Annotated in this window: 21 protein-coding genes; 5 read left to right on the top strand and 16 right to left on the bottom strand. The window is 71.9% G+C overall.

Translation table 11 applies throughout. The features are described from left to right. The first annotated feature begins 252 nt into the window (after window positions 1-252). The gene (locus AB6L24_RS03460; protein WP_405651946.1) at window positions 253-780 is read left to right on the top strand and encodes a hypothetical protein; all 528 of its coding nucleotides are present in this window, start codon (window positions 253-255) and stop codon (window positions 778-780) included. A 202-nt stretch (window positions 781-982) separates the two neighbouring features. Continuing rightward, a complete protein-coding gene (locus tag AB6L24_RS03465; protein WP_405651948.1) occupies window positions 983-1591 on the top strand; it encodes a hypothetical protein in 609 nt (202 codons plus the stop codon). Here AB6L24_RS03465 and AB6L24_RS03470 read toward each other — a convergent pair. Continuing rightward, window positions 1563-2711: a hypothetical protein gene (locus AB6L24_RS03470; RefSeq protein WP_405651950.1), complete on the bottom strand. Its 1149-nt coding sequence runs from the start codon at window positions 2709-2711 to the stop codon at window positions 1563-1565. The two genes, AB6L24_RS03465 and AB6L24_RS03470, sit on opposite strands and share 29 nt — an antisense overlap. A gap of 351 nt (window positions 2712-3062) precedes the next feature. Here AB6L24_RS03470 and AB6L24_RS03475 point away from each other — a divergent pair, with 351 nt between their 5' ends. Further along, the gene (locus tag AB6L24_RS03475) at window positions 3063-4466 is read left to right on the top strand and encodes a hypothetical protein (protein ID WP_405651952.1); all 1404 of its coding nucleotides are present in this window, start codon (window positions 3063-3065) and stop codon (window positions 4464-4466) included. 59 nt (window positions 4467-4525) lie between these two features. Here the strand turns inward: AB6L24_RS03475 and AB6L24_RS03480 are convergent, their stop codons facing one another. From AB6L24_RS03480 to AB6L24_RS03505, 6 genes are all read right to left on the bottom strand, one after another. After that, window positions 4526-4984, bottom strand: coding sequence for a hypothetical protein (locus tag AB6L24_RS03480; RefSeq protein WP_405651954.1), 459 nt, complete (start codon window positions 4982-4984; stop codon window positions 4526-4528). Window positions 4985-5230: 246 nt separating this feature from the next. Continuing rightward, window positions 5231-6313 carry a 2-hydroxyacid dehydrogenase gene (locus AB6L24_RS03485; protein ID WP_405651956.1) on the bottom strand — a complete coding sequence of 361 codons (1083 nt, stop codon included), beginning with the start codon at window positions 6311-6313 and terminating at the stop codon, window positions 5231-5233. Between the two features lie 42 nt (window positions 6314-6355). Next, window positions 6356-6970 carry a histidine phosphatase family protein gene (locus AB6L24_RS03490; RefSeq protein WP_405651958.1) on the bottom strand — a complete coding sequence of 205 codons (615 nt, stop codon included), beginning with the start codon at window positions 6968-6970 and terminating at the stop codon, window positions 6356-6358. Continuing rightward, window positions 6967-8562, bottom strand: a complete 1596-nt coding sequence (locus tag AB6L24_RS03495; RefSeq protein WP_405651960.1) for an FGGY-family carbohydrate kinase — start codon at window positions 8560-8562, stop codon at window positions 6967-6969. Before AB6L24_RS03495 ends, AB6L24_RS03490 begins: the two co-directional genes overlap by 4 nt. Further along, window positions 8555-10108 carry an FGGY family carbohydrate kinase gene (locus AB6L24_RS03500; protein ID WP_405651962.1) on the bottom strand — a complete coding sequence of 518 codons (1554 nt, stop codon included), beginning with the start codon at window positions 10106-10108 and terminating at the stop codon, window positions 8555-8557. Before AB6L24_RS03500 ends, AB6L24_RS03495 begins: the two co-directional genes overlap by 8 nt. A gap of 5 nt (window positions 10109-10113) precedes the next feature. After that, window positions 10114-11457 carry an MFS transporter gene (locus AB6L24_RS03505; RefSeq protein ID WP_405651964.1) on the bottom strand — a complete coding sequence of 448 codons (1344 nt, stop codon included), beginning with the start codon at window positions 11455-11457 and terminating at the stop codon, window positions 10114-10116. Between the two features lie 232 nt (window positions 11458-11689). Here AB6L24_RS03505 and AB6L24_RS03510 point away from each other — a divergent pair, with 232 nt between their 5' ends. After that, the gene (locus AB6L24_RS03510) at window positions 11690-12478 is read left to right on the top strand and encodes a DeoR/GlpR family DNA-binding transcription regulator (protein ID WP_405651966.1); all 789 of its coding nucleotides are present in this window, start codon (window positions 11690-11692) and stop codon (window positions 12476-12478) included. Window positions 12479-12502: 24 nt separating this feature from the next. Here AB6L24_RS03510 and AB6L24_RS03515 read toward each other — a convergent pair whose 3' ends face one another. Then, the gene (locus tag AB6L24_RS03515; RefSeq protein WP_405651968.1) at window positions 12503-13150 is read right to left on the bottom strand and encodes a TetR/AcrR family transcriptional regulator; all 648 of its coding nucleotides are present in this window, start codon (window positions 13148-13150) and stop codon (window positions 12503-12505) included. Between the two features lie 112 nt (window positions 13151-13262). Between AB6L24_RS03515 and AB6L24_RS03520 the strand changes: the two genes are divergently transcribed. After that, window positions 13263-14156, top strand: coding sequence for a hypothetical protein (locus AB6L24_RS03520; RefSeq protein ID WP_405651970.1), 894 nt, complete (start codon window positions 13263-13265; stop codon window positions 14154-14156). A gap of 100 nt (window positions 14157-14256) precedes the next feature. Here the strand turns inward: AB6L24_RS03520 and AB6L24_RS03525 are convergent, their stop codons facing one another. The 8 genes from AB6L24_RS03525 to AB6L24_RS03560 form a co-directional block, all read right to left on the bottom strand. Further along, window positions 14257-14916 carry an ABC transporter ATP-binding protein gene (locus AB6L24_RS03525; RefSeq protein ID WP_030363802.1) on the bottom strand — a complete coding sequence of 220 codons (660 nt, stop codon included), beginning with the start codon at window positions 14914-14916 and terminating at the stop codon, window positions 14257-14259. Beyond that, a complete protein-coding gene (locus AB6L24_RS03530; protein WP_405651972.1) occupies window positions 14909-16012 on the bottom strand; it encodes an ABC transporter ATP-binding protein in 1104 nt (367 codons plus the stop codon). The genes AB6L24_RS03525 and AB6L24_RS03530 overlap by 8 nt, the downstream gene beginning before the upstream one ends. Continuing rightward, entirely contained in the window at window positions 16009-16947 is a 939-nt protein-coding gene (locus AB6L24_RS03535) for an ABC transporter permease (protein WP_405651974.1), read from the bottom strand. The genes AB6L24_RS03530 and AB6L24_RS03535 overlap by 4 nt, the downstream gene beginning before the upstream one ends. Further along, window positions 16940-17905 carry an ABC transporter permease gene (locus AB6L24_RS03540; protein WP_380845012.1) on the bottom strand — a complete coding sequence of 322 codons (966 nt, stop codon included), beginning with the start codon at window positions 17903-17905 and terminating at the stop codon, window positions 16940-16942. The genes AB6L24_RS03535 and AB6L24_RS03540 overlap by 8 nt, the downstream gene beginning before the upstream one ends. 92 nt (window positions 17906-17997) lie before the next feature. Next, window positions 17998-19590 (bottom strand): ABC transporter substrate-binding protein, encoded by a 1593-nt coding sequence (locus AB6L24_RS03545; RefSeq protein ID WP_405651976.1) that lies wholly within the window; start codon window positions 19588-19590, stop codon window positions 17998-18000. Between the two features lie 111 nt (window positions 19591-19701). Then, window positions 19702-20808, bottom strand: a complete 1107-nt coding sequence (locus AB6L24_RS03550) for an acyl-CoA dehydrogenase family protein (protein ID WP_405651978.1) — start codon at window positions 20806-20808, stop codon at window positions 19702-19704. Then, window positions 20805-21986, bottom strand: a complete 1182-nt coding sequence (locus AB6L24_RS03555) for an acyl-CoA dehydrogenase family protein (protein WP_405651980.1) — start codon at window positions 21984-21986, stop codon at window positions 20805-20807. Before AB6L24_RS03555 ends, AB6L24_RS03550 begins: the two co-directional genes overlap by 4 nt. Then, a complete protein-coding gene (locus tag AB6L24_RS03560; protein WP_405651982.1) occupies window positions 21983-22960 on the bottom strand; it encodes an NADPH:quinone oxidoreductase family protein in 978 nt (325 codons plus the stop codon). The genes AB6L24_RS03555 and AB6L24_RS03560 overlap by 4 nt, the downstream gene beginning before the upstream one ends. Between the last annotated feature and the right edge of the window lie 24 nt (window positions 22961-22984).

Here is a 22984-nt window from a genome sequence, read left to right on the forward strand (position 1 = left end):
GCGGTGACGACCATTGGCACTGGTCAGGCAGCCACCACAACGCATACCGCGCGCTACGCTCCACGCGACAAAGACACCGCCAGAACCAGAGCCCCTCGCATCAGTGAGACCGGCCGAGCCGGCCCGGAAGACTCCCGCATGGCCCGCAAGGACTAGCGCACAGTCAGCCGTGGCCACACCAGAACCCTGGAACTCCCCCTAATGGACCTCGCGCTGACGTAGCTTCCCCTCGACAGCCCGAAGGGGTCCTACATGAGACGAACCATCATCACTTCCGCAGTCGCTGTCCTGCTGCTCACCGGATGCTCGAGCAGCGAAAGGGAATCCAAGCCGAACAAGAGCACACCCTCCACAGCTTCGCTGTCCTCCAAATGGACTCCGAAGCTTCAACAAGCCACCAAGAGTGACACGCCGAGGGTGTGCAAGACCGTCGGCAGCCGAGGCTGCACCGCCCACCTCACAAAACTCACCGAAGCGGTTTACGCGGTCGAGACCGCGCTCGACGACGCAGGCGCCCAAGACAGCTACCCAGAGTCCGTGACAGAGATCCGTAAGGTGACACGCGCCGTCGACCGGTACGTCGAAGACGGCTGCGAACACCGGACCAACCTGACGCTCAGCAGCGCTCCGTGTGCCAAGCACACGCAAGCCGTCCTCTCAGGTCCCGGGCTGCTGATGCTCGCCCTCGAGATGGACGAGCTGGAGAGTGACCCCGGCAACCGAAATGCCAGGGAGGCTGATTGGTCAGGGCAGGACCAGAACCCCGCCCCCGGTACATGAGCACCGATCATCTTGCGGACTTGTGCCTGAAGGCCGCCGCACGCCCTTCGCCTTAGCGGGGTTGCGGCTTGTGTGTCGCCGATTTCCGTGAAGGTGCCACGCCCATGGGTGTTCGTGATTTCGTGCCACGTGTAGTCGAGATACCGAGGTTGCTATGTGTGGTTTAGTGTCTGCTGGTGCGCGTGCGCGGCAGGTCTGCGAGGTGGTGGCAGACGGCTCGCTGCTGCCGGGGACAACGGTGGCCGAGGTGCAGGCGCGGGGCGTGCAAGCTGTGCTGGCTGTCCGGTTGAACACAGCGGAGATGAGACGTCGTGCCAGGCAAGGTGTGGCGCCGCTGCTGAACATGCCCGTACTGGATGCATTGATGCAGCTGCCCGCTGATCTGCCCGTGCCGGTCGAGTCGTTGACGGAGCGGGAGCGGATGCGGCTGCGGTGTTGCCCGCAAGGTTCCGTGGAACAACGTGACGGGCACATCGTCCGGCGTCTGGTGGCGCCGCTTGAGGTAGATCTGGCAGTGACACGGACGCGAAAGCCCAGCGCGGCTGCTTTGCGGCGGGCGGGGCGTTTCGGTCCGTACACCGTGTCGGCGGTGTGGCTGGATGGTCCGGCTACGGGCTCGGAGCTGATGGCGATCGAGGCCGGCGTGTACGGCTTGGGTGTGGTGCGTGCGGCTGACAGGGAGGTGCCGGAGCTGATGGTGGCACCTCGGTCGTCCCGTCGGTTCGTGCCTACGGCCGCGGGCTGGCTGTTCGCCGAGCAGGTGTATGCGCAGTTGCTCGACGCTAGTCGGGATCTCCTGCCCACACCTTGAACCAGCTCGGCGTCGCGAGGGCACCGGGGTCGGAGAGGTGTTCACGGAGTTCCTGGTGGGCGTCGCGTGCGTCGTGACAGAGCTGTTGCCATGCGGAACGCCGGTCGGCTCCTGGTTCGGTGCGCTGCAGGTGGTCAGCCCAGGGCAGCCAGGTGGCGATGTTGTGCCGGTTGGCTTCCTCCTGATCGCTGAGGGTGTGGTCGAAGCGGAGCAGGCTGCGGCCTGAGCAGACGCTGCAGTCGCAGAGCGGCCCGGGCAGCCTCCCGTAGAGCGCTCGCAGGGTGTTGGCCCTGAAGTAGTCCATGAGTTGCGGGTGCAGCACCATCGTCGTGACGTTGCTTGTCCTGGGCAGGGGTGGCCCTGCACTGCCGGGTGTGCGGATGTGTCGCATCGGAGTCTGCATACCGATCGAGACGAACAGGGCTCCATGGGCGTAAGCGTCGAGTCCAGCAAGGTCGGTACGGATGAGGGCGACTCGCTCAAGGCTGGTGATCAGTTTGCGCAGCGCGGTGACGGTGCCTCTGGTGGCAAGTGGGTTTCTTGCAGCCCCCAGGGCGATTGCTTTGACGTGGGGCAGGTCGGCGAGCATGGCGATGAGGTAGTCGAGGTCGTCTGGTTCGCGTAGCCACTTGTAGTCGAGCGGCAGGGTGAGCATGGTCTGCTGGGCATCGAGGCCACGGACGATCTGGAGGGCGGAGGCTACCGCCTGACGGTCTCCAGCGCCGATGTAGCGCGTGGGGGTGAGGCTGGCCGTGGCACCGTTGGACAGCTGTCCTTGCTGACTGTGGCGGAGTTCTTCCGTGTCGTCTTCTTCGAACAAGGACTGCTGCCCACTGCAGTTGTTGCTTGCTACCCGGAAAGGTGCGTCGGCGGTGGCGTAGTCGCTGTAGCTGTCGGGGTCGACGAGTTGGAGTCGCCGTCCGGGTGCCTGGCGGTGGAAACTGCCGATGACTGGGAGCGCGTCGGCGCCGCAGAGGATGATCCCGTCGTGCTCGCTGGTGGAGAGTGCCGGGTTGGTGCCGTTTCTGGTACTGGCTCGGGTATGCACGAGGACCTTGTCCTGCAGCAGTCTCCATGCGGGCCCTGTCCGGCGTAAGTGGTCCCCTGGCTGCTCCGTCATCCGCCCTCCCCCAGTCGCGGATCGCACTGTCCCCGATTCACAGAGTGATGGCGGCATGTGGCTCCGGCAAGGGCGCGTACTCGTCGGATCATTGGCATCGCGCTCAGCGATCATTTCGCCCGAGTCTGCAGGAATGCCGCTCGGTGGGGCGCATGCCGAAGTGTTCAGGGCAGAGGAACGGGACGAGGCTGCGCCTGGTGGTGTGCTGTTCGCCATTCTCAGTCGCGATTGCGCCAGTCCTGTCGTGCCCATGCTCGGGTCTGCCGACGCCCCTGGTACGCGTGGTCCGGCCGCGCCACATGGGGTGGCAGCGGTGTCACGCATCGAGGGGGACTTGTGCAGGGAATCGGGATGCGCAGATCACGTCTGCGCTTGTCGGCAGTGCTGTTACCGGCATTGCTGGCGTCGGCGGTCGCGCCGCTGGACAGCGCTGAGGGGTCGGAGGATCCCGAGCAGGAGGTGATTACGACGGTCGGCCCGGTGGACACCGGGCTGCCGGATCTCGACGAATTGCGGAAGCCCCGCGCGGTGGAGCGGTTGCGGGCTTCTCAGGAGACGAGGCTGCCGCAGGGCATTTTGCCCCGGGAAACGATCGGGCCGGCGCGAGAGGCCATGGCGCGGGCCGATGAGGTCTCAGCGACGGCCGTGGAGGGCGGGTCTGCAGGGAGCAGCAGGGGTGGCGTGTCGGCGGCAGCAGTTTCGCTGCCGGAGCCGGCGCACACGATGACTCCGCAGCAGTGCACGAGCGGGCTGGCAGACAAGCAGTTCTACATCAGATCGCGGTTCGCGGTGTGTTCTGGCAAAACGTTCAAAACAGCGTGGCTGCGCGGTGGGAGGCCGATCGGTGCAAGCTCGTTCACGGTGCTGGCCATCGGGACGATTCCGAAGAACAGTCGGACGATGACAGTCGTCTACCGCTTCACCAATTTCGCGGCGACTGGTGTGCACAATGCTCCAGGGATGAGTATCAGCACGAACGCTAAGATCGCGAAGAGTTGGCCGGCTCGGGCGCGGTACAAGCACGGTGGAGTGGGCACGTCCATGCCGGTAAAACGGACCTGGGCCCAGCTTCTCAACGGCGGGAATTTCAAGCACACGGTGTACGCGGCTCCTGGGCAGGGCAGCAGTTCGGACGACCACATATTCGCCGTATATCAGCCGACCGTCAAAGCCGCTCCTCCGCCCGGGTGGGGGGAGGTGGACCCTGCCGGCGGTGACCTGTTCATGATGCCGCCACGCTGGGACAAGGCCAATTATCTGCCCCACCGCGCGAAGGGCGCGGCGATCTTCAGCGTGTCGACGGCACTCGTATACAGCACCAAAGAGAGCGCTCCGGAGAAGGACGTGGCCAAGCACGTCAAACTGGCGCTGACGCGGCCCAGCCAGACTCAGCCCCCTTACCTCCACAAGAAGCTGGCGGGAGGAAGTCCCGATGAGCCCCTGACTCGCCTCTTCAAAGACGGACGCAGAAAGCAAGCGAACTACAACCGCTCTCGCTACAACTGCAAGAAGTATTTCGGTGACGACTACACCGAGGGCGGCAGGAAAGAGTGCGACGAGTATCCGATGAAGACCACCTACGAGGGCGCGGCCGCATCGGAGTATGATCCGCGATTCCACAAGAGGAACTTCAGCGTGCGGGCGCTGCCGAAGAAGTCCAACGGCGCTGCAGGGAATCTCCTCGCTCAGTACTACGAAAAGAACCGAGTGATCGACGGACCGGACGACGGATTCTTCATGAAGATAATTTCCTGATGTCGCCTGAGGGCCGACGGCTGGACACGATACGTGGTCACGCCGTCGGCCCTGCTGGTTCAGGTCTTGGGCCAGAGCTGGAGCAGGTACTGCTCGACTCCTTCGACAGCTCGGTCCCGTGATTGCGCGGCGACTTCGGTCCGCCCTCCGCTCACCACGCGAACGGTCCAGGTCTCGGGCTTGTCCGGCAGACGCACCGGGTCGGGCCACGGGCCGCTGGTGAGGCCGCGGGCCTGGAGCTGCCCTGAAGTGCAGCGGATCTCGGTGAGTTCGGATTCCTCCCAGTCGCCGGGTGGCACAGGAACTGGTTGGTCCCAGACTTCGATCGTCATACTCGCACTGTGGGTGTGGCCCGCGCTGGTGAAGGACAGCCGCCCGGGGTGCGCTGTCAGAAAGGGGCCTTGTTCCCAGTCTTCGGGGAACGGCACCGGGACTTGGCTGTCGTCCCAGTCCTCCACCGCGAGGCCGTAGTAGTCGACGGGCACGTGCACTTCTTCACGGCTGATCAGCTCGGCCATTCCGTTCGCCTCCGGGGCACTCTCAGGGACAGGCATACGGTAGAGCACACGTCCTCTCGCGCCTTCTTCTCTCGGCCATTCTCTGCTGCCCGCCCACACCATCCGGGCCGTAATGCTGGGACATCGTCACTGGATGCGGGAGTCGGCCGCCACGTCGCTTTGCGTGCGCGAGCAGGGCATCTTCGCGCGGTACGACGTCGTTCCGCCGGTTCTGGCCTGGGAGTTGGCGCTATCGACCCCGTGCGTTCACCGCGTCCGGTCCACCGTGACCTCCGGGTTCGCGCAGTGGGCCAGGGGCTCGCCGCGCAGGTGGCGGCCGACTTCCGCCGCGACGATGCGGGCCGCCTTGTGGGCGACCTCCTGGCTGGCGCCCGCGATGTGGGGGGTCATGACGATGCCGGGGGTGGACAGGAGGCGGGAGTCGGCGGGGACGGGCTCCTGCGGGTAGACGTCGAAGCCCGCTCCGGCGAGGCGGCCGCTGTCCAGGGCGTCGCACACGGCGTCGTAGTCGAGGAGCGCGCCCCGGGCGCAGTTCACCAGGACCGAGCCGCGCGGCATGCGGGCGATCTGCTCGGCGCCGATCATGCCCTTGGTCTCGTCGGTCACGCGGGCGTGGAGGGAGACGATGCGGGAGCGGGACAGGAGTGCGTCGAGCGTGACCTGTTCGGCGACTCCGGCGAGCGCTTCCGGGGACACGTACGGGTCGTGGACGAGGACCTCGGCGCCCATCGCCACCAGGATCCGCGCGACCCGGCTGCCGATCGCGCCGTACCCGATCAGGCCGACCGTCGCGCCCTCGATCTCGATGCCACAGTTGTCGTAGTCGTAGTAGTCGCCGCGCCATACCCCGAGGCGCAGGTCGGTGTGCGTGTCGCCGACGCCGCGCGCCGCCGCGAGGAGCAGCGTGAGGGTGTGCTCGGCGGTGGCGACGGCGTTGCGGCCCGGGGCGTAGCAGACGGCGACGCCGTGCCGGGTCGCGGCCTCCAGGTTGGCGTTGACGGGGCCGCCCCGGCTGACGCACATCAGCTTGAGGTCGGGGCAGGCCGCGAGGACGCGTTCGGTCAGCGGTGCCATCTGCGTCACGCACGCCTCCACCCCGGCGAGCGCCGCGATCAGCTCGTCCTCGGTCCCGGACGCCTCGATGACCTCGCCGACCGGACCGAAGGGCGTGTGCGGCCAGGGCAGGGTGAGTTCGCGGACCGTCGCCGCGCCGTCGGTGGCCCTGCGGACCTCCTCGCCGAGCAGGCGCGGCAGGACGAAGTGGTCGCCCGCGGCCAGGACGGTGAGGCCGCCGGTACCAGTGGGGTCGGTAGGGCCAGTGGTGCTCATGAGGGCTTCTTTCTGTGCGTACGAGGGGAAGGGGCGCCCCGGTCAGTGCGCGGGGTGCGCGGGCGCGTTGAAGCGCAGGAGCGACGACTGCCCGTCGCGCAGGCGCAGTTCGGTGAGGGTGCCGTTGTCCATGTGCGGGAACACCCTGCGGTACTCGCTCAGGGGGATGCCGAGCTGGTCGCAGAGGGTCAGGCGCAGCAGCGTCGAGTGGGCGACGACGAGCACGCGTCCTTCGGGGAAGGCGGCGGCGATGTCGGCGAGGCAGGCGCTCGCGCGTGCGGCGGCCTCGCGCGGGTCCTCGCCGTCGGGCAGGTGGTGGGCGACGGGGTCGTCGAGGAACGCGTCCAGTTCGCCGGGGAAGCGGTCGCGCATCTCGGCCCGGGTGAGGCCCTCGCCGCGGCCGAAGTCGACCTCGCTGAGCCGCTCGTCGACGCGCGGCGTCAGACCGAGCGCCTCCCCCGCCGGTGCCGCCGTCAGGCGCGCCCGCGACAGCGGTGAGCTGTACACCGCGTCGATGCTCTGCCCGGCCGCCCAGGCGGCGAGTTCGGCGGCCTGGAGGCGGCCGCGCGGGGTGAGCGCGACGTCGGTGCGGCCCGCGTAGCGGTTGCCGTCGTGCCAGACGGTCTCGCCGTGGCGTACGAGAATGACGTGGGTCACTGCGCTGTTCCTCTTGCTCGGGGGTGTTCGGTGTCCGTCGCGGCCCGTGCCCCCGCCGGCCGCGGTGGCCGGTGTGCGCGGGCGCGTGCGTGCGCGGCGACCTCGGGGGCGAGCCAGCCGCGGGCGGCGAGCGCGTCGACGAAGCCGAGGTAGACGGGTGTCCAGCGGGCCGTCCGTGCCGGGTCCGGGCGGACCTCGGCGCCGGTGCGCACCATCGCGGCGGCCGCTTCCCGCACGGGCACGCCGCTCGACGTCGCCGCGAGGACCGCCATCCCGACGGCCCCTTCGGCCTGTTCGGGCACGCGCGCCGGGCGGCCGAGCACATCGGCGCGCAACTGGTTCCAGTAGGCGTTGCGCGCGCCGCCGCCCGTGAAGGTCAGCGGCCCGTCCACGGGCGCGCCGATGCGGTCCAGGTGGTCCAGGCACAGCCGCTCCACGCAGGCCACGCCCAGCAGGTACGCGTGGAAGCGCCCCGCCTCGCCGCGCGGTGTGCCGAGGACGAAGGGCGTGGCGTCCGCCGCCCGGAACGGGAAGCGTTCGCCGCCGCTCGACACCAGCGGATACGCGACCGCGTCCCCGTCCAGGGCCGCCCCGGCCGCCGTGAGCCGCGCGAGGTCCGCCCCCGGGAACTCCCGCGCGAGCACGCCCGCGCCGCTGCTGGACGCCCCGCCCGGCAGCCAGGTGCCGCCGGGTCCCCGGTGGCAGTAGACGACCCCGCCCGGGTCGCGCACGAGGTGCGGGCTGCTGCCCTTGAGGACGAGCGTGGTGCCGAGCACCGCGTTCCAGGCGCCGGGTGTCAGGGCGCCCGCGCCGATCTGCGCGGCGCAGCCGTCCGTCATCCCGGCGACGATCGCGGTCCCCTCGGGGATGCCGGTGGCCTCGGCGGCCGCCGCGCACACGGTGCCGAGCACGCTGCCGGGCCGGACCACGTCGGGCAGCAGCCGGGCGGGCACGCCGAGCGCGGCGAACTCCTCGGCGGGCCAGCGTTCGTCGACCAGGTGGTAGCCGGTCTTCAGGGCGTGGCTGGCGTCGCTCGCGACCTGACGCCCGGCCAGGCGCCAGGTGACGAGGTCGGGCTGGTGCAGCAGCCGGACGTCCGGGCCCGCGGCCGACTCCACGTGTTCGAGGAGCCACAGGAGCTTGGGCAGCGCCCAGGACGGCTGCATCGAGCGGTAGCCGAGCGCGCCCCAGACGGCGCCGCCGACGGCGTTGGCGCGGGCGGCCTGGTCGGCGGCGCGCCCGTCGTCGTACATCAGGCCCGGCGTCAGCGGGACGCCCCGGCCGTCGGCGAGCAGGAGGGTGCCGGAGGTGGCGTCGAGGGCGAGGCCCCGGACGCGGGCGGGGTCGTCGAGCGCGGCGGTCGCCTCCCGGCAGGCGGCGGTGAGCGCCGTCCACCACTCCTCGGGGTCCTGCTCGTGCCGGACCCCGTCGCGGCGGCTGGTCAGGGGCCGGGACGCGGCGGCGAGGACGGTGCCCGCGGAGTCGACGGCGACGCAGCGGGCGCTCTGGGTGCCGAGGTCGAGCCCGAGCCAGACGGCTTCGGGCGGCAGCCCGGCGGGGTCACTGGGCGGACGGGGGGCGGGGTCAGGCACGGGGGGCTCCTTCGGGCGCGGTGCGGGATCCGGGGGGTGCGGTACGGGATCCGGGGGCCGCCGCCGTCCATCCGGCGTCGCGGGCGAGCGTCCGCCAGCGCAGGAACTCCTCGTACAGCCCGGCGTAGAACTGGGTGCGCTCCGGGTCGGGCTCCCAACTGGTGCGCATCCGCACGTACTTGGCGGCGGCGCTGTGCATGCTGGACTCGGCGCCGGTGAGCACGAGCCCGGTGAGGAAGGCGCCCTTGGCGCCGAGTTCGGTGTCGCCCGAGCGGGCCGTGGGCACGCCGGTGGCGTCCGCGATGAGGCGGCACCAGTCGTCGCTGTTGGCGCCGCCGCCGCACAGCCGCAGCTCGGTCACGGTCGTGCGGGACGCGGCGAGCGAGTCGCGGACGACGAGGGAGAGGCCGTCGAAGACGGCGCGGGCGAGGTCGGCCGGGGTGTGCTCCAGGGACAGGCCCCAGAAGGCGCCGCGGGCACGCGGGTCGAGGAACGGCGCGCGTTCGCCGGCCGGGGACAGGTAGGGCAGGAACATCAGGCCGTTCGCTCCGGGCGGCGCGGAGAACGCCAACTCGCCCAGCTGCGGGGGCCCTTCGAGCTGGAGGGTGCGCGCGGCCCAGGAAAGCACCTCGACGCCGCTGAGGGTCGGGAAGGCGCGCAGGACCCGTTCGCGGCCCCGGTAGGCGATGTTGATGCCGGACGGCTCCCCGGTGGCGTCGACGTCCTTGCGGACGATCTCCGTGCACAGTGTCGTGCCGAGGATGCCGCACGCCTGGCCGGGGTTGACGACGCCGACGCCGCGCGCGGTGGAGGCGATGTCGTAGGGGGCCATCACCACGGGAAGGCCCGGCTGCACGCCGAGTTGGGCGGCCGCGTCGGCGGTGATCTCGGCGATCCGCTCGTCCTCGCCGAGGACCCTGGGCAGCAGACGCGCGTGCGCGGCGAGCCCGAACAGGTCCACGATCCCGGGGTCGTAGTCGCCGGTGGCGTGGTCGAGGAACGGCGCGGAGGCATCGGACTCGTCGATCGCCGTCACACCGGTCAGGTTGAGGAAGAGCCAGCCCGCCGCGGTCAGGGAGGCGCTGGAGCGGGCGAGCCGGTCCGGGTCGTGGACGTCGAGCCAGCTGAACACGGCGTTCGGCATGCCGCTGCACGTCAGCGAGCCGTTGCGGCGGAACGCCTCCTCCAGGACGCCCGCACGCTCCCAGCGCGTGAGGAGGTCGCCGGCGCGCCCGTCGGACCACAGGATCGCGGGCCCGGTGGGCCGCCCCGCCGCGTCCACGAGCCAGGCGCCGTCGCCCTGCGCGGTGAACGTGACCAGCCAGACGGGGTCGGCGGGGCCGGGCCGTTCGGCGAGGGCGGACAGGGCGGTGCGGACGGTGTAGACGACGGCGTTCCACACCGTGTCCATGTCCTGCTCGGCCCAGCCCGGGTGGCGGCGCTGCACCTCGGTCTCCAGCCGGGAGACGGCGAGTTCGCCGCCCTGGTCGTCGAAGACGACCGACTTGATCATGGTGGTGCCGACGTCGATGGCGAGTACCGACATGGTGGTCACAGACCCTTCGTGGCGGGGGTGGCGACGGCGTGCGCGACGGTGCTCGGTGCGGGGCCGCTGTCCGCGGCACCGTCCGCGGCAGTCGCCCTCAGTACGAGGGTGAGGGCGGCGCTCACCGCGTGGAACCCCGCGAAGATCCAGACGACGCCGCCCACACCGAGCGGCCCCCGGAAGATGCTGACGACCAGCGGCCCGACGAACGTGGAGGCACCGGCCCCGAGGTTCAGGGCGGCCATGGCCTGGCCCTTGTGGGCGGGCGCGATGGCGGTCATGAGGGCGGACAGCGGCACGTATCCGGAGAGGGTGGCGCCGTAGAGCACGGCGACCAGGACGCACAGCGCGTACCGCGCGCCGGCCGCCGCCGGGACGTAGTACAGGAGCAGCGTCGAGACCGTGCAGCCGACGCCGCCGCACCACGCGACCGTCGCGCGCCAGCCGACCTTGTCCCCGACGACGCCGAACAGCAGGTTCGTGACGATGTTCGTGGCGAACATGATGGCGAGCAGTCTGAGCCACTGGGCGTCGGAAAGCCCGACCTCGTGCAGGAACCACGCCGGAAGCATCACCAGAAAGCCGAACTGCGAGGCGGTGTTGAGCATCCGCACCACGGCCCCGGCGCCGACCCGCGGCTCCCGGACCAGGATGGTGAGGCTGCCGACGAGCCCGGCCAGGGGGCTCTCTCCCGCCGGGGCGAGCCGCGCGGCCCCGGTGGGTTCCCGCACCAGGAGCAGCGCGAGCAGCCCGCCGACCACCACCACACCGAGCGCCGCCCACAGGGTGCCGCGCTCCCCCACCCTCGGGATGAGCAGGCTCGCGGTGAGCGAGCCGAGCGTCGGCAGGCCCGCGGAGAACGCCGACCAGAACCAGCCCATCGCGCTGCCCATCTGCTTCGGCGGCGCGACCGCGGCGATCCAGACGAGGAACGCGTACGCGAACAAGGGATAGGCGAGGCCGCGGAGGCCGTAGCCGAGCAGGAGCAGCGGGTACGCCTCGCTGGGGACGGCGACCGCGAGGAAGAAGGCGTGGGTGACCACGAAGGCGCCGAGGCCGAGCCACATCACGCGGCGCGGACCCCACAGGTCGGAGAGCGCGGCGGACAGCCATCCGGCGACGGCGCCCGTCACGCCGTACACGGTGAACACCATCGCGACCTGCGACGACGGGATGCCGATGTCCTCCAGGTACGGCGAGAGGAAACCGGCCTCGACGCCGACGCCCGTCATGAAGACGAGCAGGCCGAGGTAGCCCCAGGAGAGGGGCTGCGGGACACCGGCGCGTGTGAAGAGCGAACGCGGCGGGGCGGTGCCGCCTGGGGCGGGCGGCACGGGAGGGTTCGTCATTGAAGCTCCCCTGGGGACGGTGGGGCGGCGGCGTTGCGGGACGGCCCTGAGCTAACAAGCCGACGAAATCCCACGTCAAACACCTGGTGGAACCTCCCGCGGGCAGTCTCCCCCGCGGGTGAGAAGACCTCAGGCACCGGGCTGCCGAGCTGGGGGTCCAGGATGCTCACCGAGTGATGTACGTGGGATCATCACTCGGATACGTCACACTCACGGAGAGCCGAGGAGAGTCATGGCGCAGCCGGACCGCGTGGACGTGCGCGAGGAGCGGCGCCGCCGCATCAGGGAGCAGGTGGTCGCGGGCGGCTTCGTGCGGGCCGCCGACCTCGCCGACGCGTTCGACGTGAGCCTGATGACCGTCCACCGCGACCTGGACTTCCTCCAGTCGCAGGGCTGGCTGCGCAAGGTGCGCGGCGGGGCGACCGCCCTGCCGTCGGCGCAGTTCCACGGCAGCGTCGCCGAGCGCATGACGACCATGGCGCAGACGAAGCAGCAGCTCGCCCGCGCCGCGGCCCGCCTCCTGGTCCCCGGCCAGACCGTCCTCCTCGACGACAGCACGACATGCCTGCACCTGACCCGCGAACTGACGGAGCACACCCCGCTCACGGTCCTCACGAACTCGCTGCCCGCGATCACGGCGCTCGCCAAGGAGCCCGGCGTCTCCCTCATCGCGCTCGGCGGCGCCTACTTCCCCGCGTACGACGCGTTCATGGGCCTGCACACCGCCGACAGCGTGGCGGCGTTCCGCGCGGATGTCCTCTTCATGTCGACGACGGCGGTGACCCGCGGCCGCTGCTACCACACGTCACCGGAGACGGTGCAGGTCAAGCGGGCGATGATGGCGGCGGCCACGCGCCGGGTCCTGCTCGCCGACCACACCAAGTTCACCCGCGACGGCCTGTACGCGCTCGCGCCGCTCACCGACTTCGACGTGGTGGTCGTGGACGACGGGCTCGCGCGGGAGGAGGTGCGGGCGATGCGGGAGCGGGGGACGGAGGTGAGGGTGGTGGAGCGGGGCTGAGGGCGGCGGGGCGGGGCTGAGGCTTCAGTCGTGCCGCGCGGGGACCGCGTCCAGGACCAGGTTCATCGTGGCGAGGAAGCTCTCGCGGGTGAAGCCGACGGGGTGGATGCGGCGGCCGTAGTGCGCCAGCGCCGGGAAGTCCGCCGGGTCGGCGCCCAGCGTGATCACTTGGAAGGTCTCCCGTCGCCGCTTCTGCTCGGCCGGGCCGGAGGACTGCCTGGCCGCGTGCGCGGAGATCAGGGACACGGACAGGGTCAGCAGCCGGTCGTTCCACTCGGGGATGAGTTCCTCGGGCACTCCGGCGTCGCCGAGTGCCTGCAGGGTCTCCTCGATCACCAACTGGCTGCCGGGTCCGCTGCCCGGATAGTGGCCGGCGTCCTTCGCCAACTGCGGCAGCGCGGCGTACGCGTCCCATGAGCGCAGGACCAGGTCGACGAGCCGCGCACGCCAGGTCCCCTGCCGCCGGTAGCCGTGCATGGCCTGGACCAGCACGTGGTCCACGATCGCGAGCATCAGCTCGGTGCGATTGCGGAAGTGGCGGTACAGGCTGGAGGAGTCGGTGCCCAGTTCGGCGGCCAGCTTGCGCATGCTGAAGGACTCGTCCCTCTCGGAGCCGGAAAGCAGCTCCACAGCGGCATCCAAAATGGTCTGTCTACTCCACCGCTGACGCATGACCGCAGCTTAATGGCAGTGGAGTCGAGCGGAGAGAGTGCTCCACCGAACGGCGGGAGCAGTGTTGCACGCACCGTTGCACGCGGTGCGTGCATGACGTTCAATGGGCCCTGTGACAGACCACCACGAGCAGGTTGTCGACGGACCGTCCCACGCCGCGCCCCTGGCCGAGGACGCCTTTCCCCACCACGAGGAGGTGGTGCAGCGGTTCGGCGACCTCGCACCGGACGGCACGATCAGCACGGTGGCGCTGTCGCGTCTGTTCGAGCATCCACGGGTCGGTCTGCGCCTCCCGCGCTTCGGCAAGCTCGCGGCCGGCGGCGGGTTCGAGCCCTACCAGATCCTGTTCGTCAGCCAGCGCGTCGAGCGGCTGACGGCGTTCGGCAGGGTCGGCGCGACCGTCCGGGTCGGCACCGGTGTCCGCGCGATCGGACGGTCCTCGTACACCTACGGCCAGGGGATGTTCGTCGACGACCGCCTCGTCGCCACGGCCGAGGCCACCGTCGTCCTCGCCGACGGGTCCGGGCCGATCGCCCTGCCGGACGAACTGCTCGCCGACCTCGCCGAGTTGCGACTGCCGGGAACCGGTGCGGCAGCCGCGTCGAAACCCGGACCGCGTCGCCGCGAGCAGCAGCACTACCCGGCCATCGCCACCGTCCACAGCCGCGTCGGTGACGTCGACGTCAACCGGCACGTCAACTACATCGCCCAACTGGGCTGGTACGACGAGGCGATCGCGTCCCACGCGCACCGTCTGCTGGGAGACGACGCCGCCAGGAAGCTCCCGCGCTACCTCCCCTGGCGCTACCACGTGAACTACCTCGGCGAAGTCCTGCACCCCCGCTCCTACGACATCGGGATCGCCGTCAGCGGACACGACGAGCACACCGTGCGGTACGAACTGGGCCTGTTCGACGGCGAACAGTGCCTGGGGACCGCCGACGCGACCGCACCACGCGGCAGGCTTTCCGCCGCCGCACTGGCCGACGGCCGGCTCACGAGCTGACCCCTGGGCGGACGGCGAGCCGGTCGGGTTCACCGGCCTTTCGGTGCCGCACTTCTCGTAGCGGACCGCGAGGCGGAGCTGGTCGGTCCTGCCGCCGCCCCTACGCCCGCGTCAGCTCGTCCCAGTGCACCGTCCGGTCGCACCACCGCTCAAGGAGCACCTTGTCGTGGCCGACCGCGAGGAGGCCCGCGCCGCTGTCCGCGCGGTAGTCCTCCACCGCCGTCACCAGCGCCGCCGTCGTCGACGCGTCCAGCATCGCCGTCATCTCGTCGCAGATGAGCCAGCGCGGGCGCAGGACCAGGGCGCGGGCCAGGCAGGCGCGTTGGAGCTGGCCGTCGCTGACCTCGTGCGGACGGCGGGTGAGCAGGTCCTCGCCGAGGCCGACGGTGCGCGCGAGGTCCCGCACGCGGTCGGGGGCCTCGGCGCCTCGTCCGGTGGCGCGCAGGGGTTCGGCGATGAGCTGGGTGAGGGTGAGGCGCGGGTCGGCGGAGAGCCGGGGCTGCTGGAAGACGACGCCGAACGCGGTGCGCTGGGCGCGCGGCGCGCGATGGCGCCAGCCGCGTGCGGGCTCGCCGTCGATGACGACCTCGCCCCGGTCGGGCCGGTGCAGGAGCGCCGCGACGCGCGCGAGCGTCGACTTGCCGCAGCCGCTGGGGCCGAGCAGGCCGACGGACTCGCCGGGCCCGACGGTCAGGCTGACCTCGCGGACGACGGGGTCGCGGCGGTCGTATCCGGCGGTCAGGGAACGCAGTTCAAGCACGGGACGCCTCCAGGGCGGCGGCGACCGGGTGGTGGCAGGCGGCGCCCGACGAGGGCGCCGCCGGGAGCGCGGGCACGACCGCGCAGGCCTCGTCGGCCCGCTCGCAGCGCGCGGCGAACGCGCACCCCTCGGGCAGCGCGGACAGCTCGGGCGGCATGCCGGGGACGGGCCTGAACTCCCGGTCGGGCAGCGCGTCCAGCAGCCCGCGCGCGTAGGGGTGGCGTGGCCCCGGCTCGCCGAAGAAGTCGGCGGCGTCGGCGATCTCGACGATGCGGCTCGCGTACATCACGGCCACGCGGTCGGCGATCCGCTCGGCCGCCGCCAGGTCGTGGGTGATCATCAGCAGCGCGCGGTCGTCCCCGACGTGCCGCCGCAGCTCGTCGACGGTGCGGTCGACCAGCTCGCGGTCGAGGCCGGTGGTGGGCTCGTCGGCGAGGAGCAGCGGGGCGTCTCCGATGAGCGCGAGGGCGGTCGCGGCGCGCTGGGCGAGCCCGCCGGACAGCTCGTGCGGGTAGCGGTCGAGGTGCCCGACGGGGAACGCGGCGCGCTCGGCGGCGGCCTCGCCCGCCTTGCGCAGCGCGGGCCGGCGCACGCCCGTCAGCTCCCGCAGGGTCTCCTCCAGCTGGGAGCGCACGGTGCGGACGGGCGTCAGATGCGCGGCCGGGCTCTGCGGTACGAGGCCGACGCGCCGCCCGCGCACGGTGCGGGCGAGGGTGCGCTCGTCGGCGGTGAGCAGGTCGGTGCCGTCGCCGAGGAGCGCGGCCCCGGCCGTCTGGGCGTTCTCGGGCAGCAGGCCGAGCAGCGCGGAGGCCAGCACGGACTTGCCGCACCCGCTCTCGCCGACGAGCGCGAGGCACTCGCCTGCGGCGAGGTCGAACCGCGCGTCGGTGACGGCGGCCACGTGGGCGCCGCCGCGCATGCGGAAGCGGACGGAGAGGCCGCGTACGGAGAGGACGGGCGGGGGCGCCGCCACGGCGTCGGCATCCACGGCAGTGGCGGCCGCGTCTGTCCCGGCTTCGGCCGCCGCCGTCCGGTCGGTCGCGGCGGGCTCGGTCTCGGTCACGGCCGACTCGGCCCCGGTGGGCGACCCACTCACAGCATCAGCTCCGATCGGCGGCGCGGGTTGATCCGGTCGCGCCAGGCGCCCGCGAGGCCCGCGATGGCGAGGGTCGGCACGATGATGAACAGGCCGGGGAAGAGCGTGGGCCACCAGTCGCCGGCCAGGAGGGAGCTGCGGGCGCCCTGGACGAGGGTGCCGAGGCTGGCCTGGTGGGTGGGCAGGCCGAGGCCGAGGAAGGACAGGGCGGACTCGTGCCAGATGGCGTGCGGGACCATGAGGACGGCGGCGAGCCCGGCCTGGGGCAGGACGCCGGGGAGCAGGTGCCGCACGGTCACGCGCCAGCGGGACGCGCCGCCGGAGACGGCGGCGTCGATGTAGGGCCGCGAGCGCAGCGAGAGGACCTCGGCGCGCACGATGCGGGCCGTGGACAGCCAGTGCGTGAGGGCCACGGAGATCACGACGGGCCAGACGCCGGGCCGGAACATCGCCACGATGAAGATGCCGAGCAGCAGGTGCGGCACGGACGAGAAGACGTCCACGAGGCGCATGACGACGCGGTCCACCCAGCCGCCGGACGCGGCGGCGAGCGCGCCCACGGCGGTGCCGATGACGGTGGCCACGACGGCGGCGACCACGCCGACGAGCAGCGAGACACGCAGCCCGTACACGCACCGCAGAAGCAGGTCGCGGCCCACGTCGTCGGTGCCGAAGGGGTGCTCCAGGGACGGCGGCAGGAGCTTGTCGGCGAGGTGCACGGCCTGTTCGTCGAGGTCGACGAGGGGCGGCACGATCAGCACGGCGAGGACGACGGCCGCGACGATCGCGGCGGAGCTCCAGACCCGCCACGCGCGCGTGGAGCGGGACTGCCTGCGGGTGCCCGCGGCGGCGCGGCCGGTCGCGGAGCGCCAGGTGACCTGGGTGGCGGCGCCGGCCTTCGACACCTCGGCCTGCGGACTGCGGGTGTCAGCCATCGAATCCCACCCTCGGGTCGGCGAGCCCGTACAGCAGGTCCGCGAGGAGGTTGCCGAGCAGGACCGCGACGGTGGCGAGCGCGGTCAGGGCGGCGAGCAGGGGGAAGTCCACGGAGGTGGCGGCCTGCACGGTCGCGGCGGCGATGCCGGGCCAGCTGAAGACGGTCTCGACGAGGAGCGCGCCGGTGATGAGCTCGGGCACACGGGAGCCGACGAGGGTGAGCACGGGCAGCATGCCGGAGCGGAAGGCGTGCTTGAGGAGCACGGTCCGCTCGGCGAGGCCGCGCGCGCGGGCGCCCCGGACGGGGTCGTCGCCGAGGGCGTCGCCGACACCCTGGCGTACGTACAGGACGAACCAGGGAAGCTGGGAGACGGCGAGGACGGCAGCGGGCAGGACGAGGTGGTGGGTGACCTGCCCGGCCGTCACCACCGTGCTGGAGGTGTCGGTGAGGCCGCCCGCGGGCAGCACGCCCAGCTTGAGGGCGAAGAACCACACGGCGAGCAGGCCGAGCCAGAACGGCGGCGCGGCCTCCAGGGTGTACGCGAGCGAGGTCACGCAGCGGTCGAGCCAGCCGCCGGGGCGGCGCGCGGCGAGCACGCCGAGGGCCGAGCCGAGCAGGATCGCGAGGGCGAAGGCGGTCGCGGCGAGGAGCACCGACCAGCCGATGCGCTCGCCGATGGCGTCGGCGACGGGCTGGCGCAGCGTGTGGGAGTCCCCGAAGTCGCCCCGGAGGGCGGCGGTCAGCCAGTCCCACCAGCGCTCGACCAGCGGCTTGTCGACGCCGAGGTTGGCGCGCAGCTGGTCGAGGTTCTCCTGGGACGCGGTGAGCCCGGCCGTGCCCGCGTACGCCTTGACGGGGTCGAAGGGCGAGGCCTCCGCGACGGCGAAGACGCCGAAGGTGACGATGAGCAGGACGGGGACGGCGAACACCGCCCGCCGTCCCGCGAGCCGCGCCATCGGGCCCCAGGGCAGCGCGCGCCGCCCCCGCCCGGCCGCCGGGGCGGGCCCGGCGGACTCGGTGGGGTCGGCGGACTCGGTGGGCGCCGACGTCACTTGTTCGGCTGCCAGTCCTCGACGTTCCACCACGGGCCGGACGCGAGGCCGTGGTCGTGCGGCTCGACCTGCGTGGACAGCTCGCCGAAGGACTTGTTCACCACGTACAGGTGGTCGATGTGGGTGAGGAAGGTGTAGCCGGGGTTCTTGACCAGCTCGCGCTGGATCGTGTCGTACGCGGCCTGGCGCTTCGCATGGTCGCCGCTCCTGCGGGCGTCCTCCAGGGCCTTGTCGACCTTGGGGTTGTCGTAGTGCGCCATGTTGTTGAAGCCGTCACCGGCGAGCGCGGAGTTCAGGAGCGTGTACTGGTCGAAGTCCGGGTCGGCCGGGGAGCCGCCGCCCGCGAGGACCGCGTCCTTGGCCATGCGGGGCTCGATGACCTCCCAGGTGCCGGACTGCACCTCGGCCTTGATGCCGAGCTTCTTGGCGTCGGAGGCGTAGGCGAGGGCGTGGTCCTGGCGGAGCTTGTCGCCGGTGAGGTACCAGAGGGGGAACTTCGCCTGGACGCCGTCCTTCTCGCGGATGCCGTCCTTGCCGGGCTTCCAGCCGGCGTCGTCGAGGATCTTCTTGGCCTTCTCGACGTCGAACTTCCGCTCGGTGCCCTTGGTGAACCAGGGGCTGTCCGTCGGCACCGGGCCGTAGGCCTCCTTGCCCGCGCCCTCCAGGATCTGGTCGACCATCGTCTTGCGGTCCACGCCGACGTCGAGGGCGCGCCGCACGGCGGTGTCGCCCGCGACCTTGTTGCCGGTCGGCAGGGTCACGACGCGGTAGTCGAAGGTCTTGGCGGCGTACGTCTGCTTGCCGCCGTCGGACTCGAAGGTCTTGGCGAGGTTGGGCGGCAGGATGGCGCCGTCGAGGTCGCCGGTGCGCAGGCGGGTCGCGCGCACGTCGTCGTCCTTGACGATGGCCATGGTGAAGTTCTTGACCTTCGGCGCGCCGCCCCAGTAGCCGGGGTTGGCCTTGAAGACGAGCTTCTCGCCCTTGGACCACTTCACCAGCTCGTACGGTCCGGTGCCGACGGGCTTGGTGGTGAAGGAGCCGGTGTTCACGTCCTGCTTGCCCGCGATGTGCTGCGGCGCGATGGGCAGGACGGTCCGCTCGGCGAACGGCGCGTAGGGGTACTTCAGGTGGAAGACGACGGTGCCGTCGCCCTTGGCCTCGACGCTCTTGAGGGCGTCGAGCTCGGTCTTGGAGGCGTTGTTCGTCTTCTTGTCGAGGATGGTCTCGTACGTGAAGACGACGTCCTTGGCCGTGAACGGCTTGCCGTCGCTGAACTTGACGCCCTTGCGCAGCTCGTACGTGTACGTCTTGCCGTCGTCGCCGACCTTCGGCAGCTTCGCGGCGAGCGCGGGCCGCAGCTTCATGTCCGCGTCGTGCGTGAGCAGCCCGTCGAAGATCTTGGAGTTGCCGTCCTTGCCGTAGCCGAGGAGCGGGCTCAGGGTCTCGGGCTCGTACGCGATGCCGACGACGGCCGACGTCTTGGCGCCGCCGCCCTTGTCGTCGTCCGGCGCCGAACAGGCCGTGGCGGCGACCGCCAGTGCGGCCGCCGCCGCGACGGCACCGGTGCCACGTATCGATCCGGCCCTCATGCTCCACACCCCTACACAAGATCAAGTGTTATTGCGAACGGCTCGCAATTATGCCTCATGTAATGGGCGGGTAATGGCCGGGTCCCATACGCCCCTGGGACTACGACCAGGTCAGGGCGTTGCGGGCGCGGGGAGGTCGATCAGGTCGGCCAGTTCCGTCCGGTGCTGTCCCGCCGTGCCCAGGGCGATCGAGTCGGCCTTGGCCCGCTTCAGGTACAGATGGACGGGGTGCTCCCACGTCATGCCGATACCGCCGTGCAGCTGGAGCGCCTCCTCGGCGGCGCGCACCGCGACGGGGGCCGCGTAGGCCTGCGCGAGGGCCGCCGCGAGGTTCGGCTCGTCGCTGCCGGTGGCGAGGGCGTCGGCGGCGTGCCGGGCCGCGGCGCGGGTGTTGACCACGCGCAGCCAGAGCTCGGCGAGGCGGTGCTTGAGCGCCTGGAAGGAGCCGACGGGCCGGTTGAACTGATGGCGCTCCTTCAGGTAGGCAACGGTTTCCGTCAAGCACCATTCGGCGAGGCCGAGTTGCTCGGAGGCGAGCAGTCCGGCCCCGGAGCGCAGGCCGAGGCGGACGGCCGAGTCCGCTTCCGCGCCCTCGGCGAGCGGGCGCGCGGGGGCGCCGTCGAGGGTGACGGTGGCCAGCGGGCGGGTGCGGTCGAGGGAGGTCAGCGGGGTGACGGTGACGCCGTCGCGGCCGGTGTCGACGGCGAAGAGGCCGCCGTCGGCGGGGACGAGCAGGACGTCGGCGCCGACCGCGTCCGCGACGCCGGTCACCTCGCCGCGCAGGGCGCCGCCCTCGTGCCGGACCCGGGCGTGGACCGCGCCCGGCGCGGTGGCGAACGGCACGGCGAGCGCGCCCACGGTGCGGCCGGAGGCGAGCGCGGCGAGCAGCTCCGCCGCCGCGTCACCGGTGCAGGCGAGCAGCGTCTCGGTGGCGATGACGGCACTGGTGAGGTACGGCACCGGCGCCACCGCGCGCCCCAACTCCTCCAGGACGACGGCCGCTTCGCGGTGCGAGGCGCCCTGGCCGCCGCGGTCCTCGGGCACCAGGAGCCCGGCGAGGCCCATGCTGTCGGCGAGGGTCTTCCACAGCTCGCGGTCGTGCGGCCGGTCCGACTCGGCGCGGGCGAGGACGTCGGCCGGGGCGCAGCGGTCGGCGAGCAGGGAGCGCACGGCGGAGCGCAGCGCCTCCTCTTCCTCCGTGTACAGCAGGTCACTCATCGGGTCAGGTCCTTCCAGGCGACGTCCTTGTCGGTGCGCGGTTCCGACGGCAGGCCGAGGACACGCTCGGCGACGATGTTGAGCAGCACCTCGCTGGTCCCGCCCTCGATGCTGTTGCCCTTGGAGCGCAGATAGCGATATCCCGCCTCGCGCCCGGTGAAGTCGACCAGGTCGGGCCGGCGCATCGTCCAGTCGTCGTACAACAGGCCCTCGTCGCCGAGGAGTTCCACCTCCAGGCCGCTGATCTCCTGGTTGAGGCGGGCGAACCCGAGCTTCATGCCGGAGCCCTCGGGGCCCGGCTGGCCCGCGACGAGCTGCTGGCGGAGGCGGTCGCCGGTGAGCCGGGCGACCTCCGCCTCCACCCAGAGGGTGAGCAGGCGCTGGTGCAGGTCGTGGGTGCGCAGTTCGGGGCGTGCGCGCCAGGTCTCGGCGACGGGGCCGATCATGCCGCCCTCGCGGGGGATGTGCATGCCGCCGATGGAGACGCGCTCGTTCATGAGGGTGGTCTGCGCGACCTTCCAGCCGTCGCCGACCGCGCCGAGGCGGCGGCTGTCCGGGATGCGCACGCCGCTGAGGAAGACCTCGTTGAACTCGGCCTCGCCGGTGATCTGGCGCAGCGGCCGCACCTCGACGCCGGGGTCGGTCATGTCGCAGATGAAGTACGTGATGCCGCGGTGCTTGGGCACGTCCGGGTCGGTGCGGGCGATGAGGATGCCCCAGCGGGCGACGTGCGCGCTGGACGTCCACACCTTCTGCCCGTCCACGTTCCAGCTCTCGCCGTCGCGGACGGCGCGGGTGCCGAGCGCCGCGAGGTCGGATCCGGCGCCGGGTTCGCTGAACAGCTGGCACCACACCTCCTCGCCGACCCACAGGGGCCGCAGGAAGCGGCGCTTCTGCTCGTCCGTGCCGAAGCCGAGGATGGTGGGCGCGGCCATGCCGAGGCCGATGCCGATGCGGCGCGGATCGTTGTCGGGCGCGCCCGCGGCCTCCAACTCGGCGTCCACGACGGCCTGCAGGGTGCGCGGGGCGCCCAGGCCGCCGAGGCCCTCGGGGTAGTGCACCCAGGCGAGTCCGGCGTCGAAGCGGGCCTTCAGGAAGTCGATGCGGTCCGTGGTCGCCGGGGGGTGTGCGGCGAGCAGGTCCTGGGTGCGGCGGCGGAGCGCGGCGGCGTCGGTCATGCGGCGGCCTCCTCGGGGAGGGCGGGCAGCACGGTGACGCGGCCGGTGGTGGTGCCGTCGGCGACGCGCTGGACGGCCGCGGCGGCCCGGCCGAGCGGCAGCCGCTCGCTCACCAGGGGCTTGACGGCGCCCTTCGCGGCCAGCTCGGTGAGGTGTTCGTGGCACTCGAGGACGGCGCGGGGGTCCTTGGTGTTGTACAGGCCCCAGTGCAGGCCGACGATCGAGTAGTTCTTCACCAGGGCGTGGTTGAGGGCGGGCGTCGGGATGGCGCCGCTCGCGAAGCCGACGACGAGGATGCGGCCCTCGAAGGCCACGCACTTGGCGGACTTGGCGTAGGCGTCGCCGCCGACCGGGTCGTACACGACGTCGGCGCCGCGGCCGCCGGTGGCCTCCTTCACGGCGCCCACGATGTCGTCCGCGCGCCGGTCGATGACCAGGTCGCAGCCGAGCCCGCGCGCGACCTCGGCCTTGTCCGGGCCGCCGACGACGCCGATGACGCGGGCGCCCGCCGCCCTGCCGAGCTGGACGGCGGCGCTGCCGACGCCGCCCGCGGCCGCGTGCACGAGCAGCGTCTCGCCCTCCTTGAGGTGCGCGCGCCGGTGCAGGCCGAACCAGCCGGTCTGGTAGCCGATGTGCAGCGCGGCGGCCTCCGCGTCGTCGAGGGCGTCCGGCGCGGGCAGCAGGGCGGCGGCGTCCGCGACGGCGTACTCGGCGAGACCGCCGTGCGGCAGCGCGGGGTTGGCGATGACGCGCCGCCCGTCCTCGGTCTCGCCGCAGATCTCCACGCCCGGCGTGAACGGCAGCGGCGGGGTGATCTGGTACTGCCCACGGCAGAGCAGCGCGTCGGGGAAGTTGATGTTCGCGGCGCGGACCTTCAGGAGCACCTGCCCGTCGCCGGGCACGGGCCGCTCCGCCTCTTCGAGCCGCATCACCTCGCCCGGCTCGCCGTTGCGGTGTACGTGCCATGCGCGCATGCGGGGCCTCCACGCTGTAGTCGA

The organism is Streptomyces sp. RK9, from assembly GCF_045070545.1.
Taxonomy (GTDB): Bacteria; Actinomycetota; Actinomycetes; order Streptomycetales; family Streptomycetaceae; genus Streptomyces; species Streptomyces alboflavus.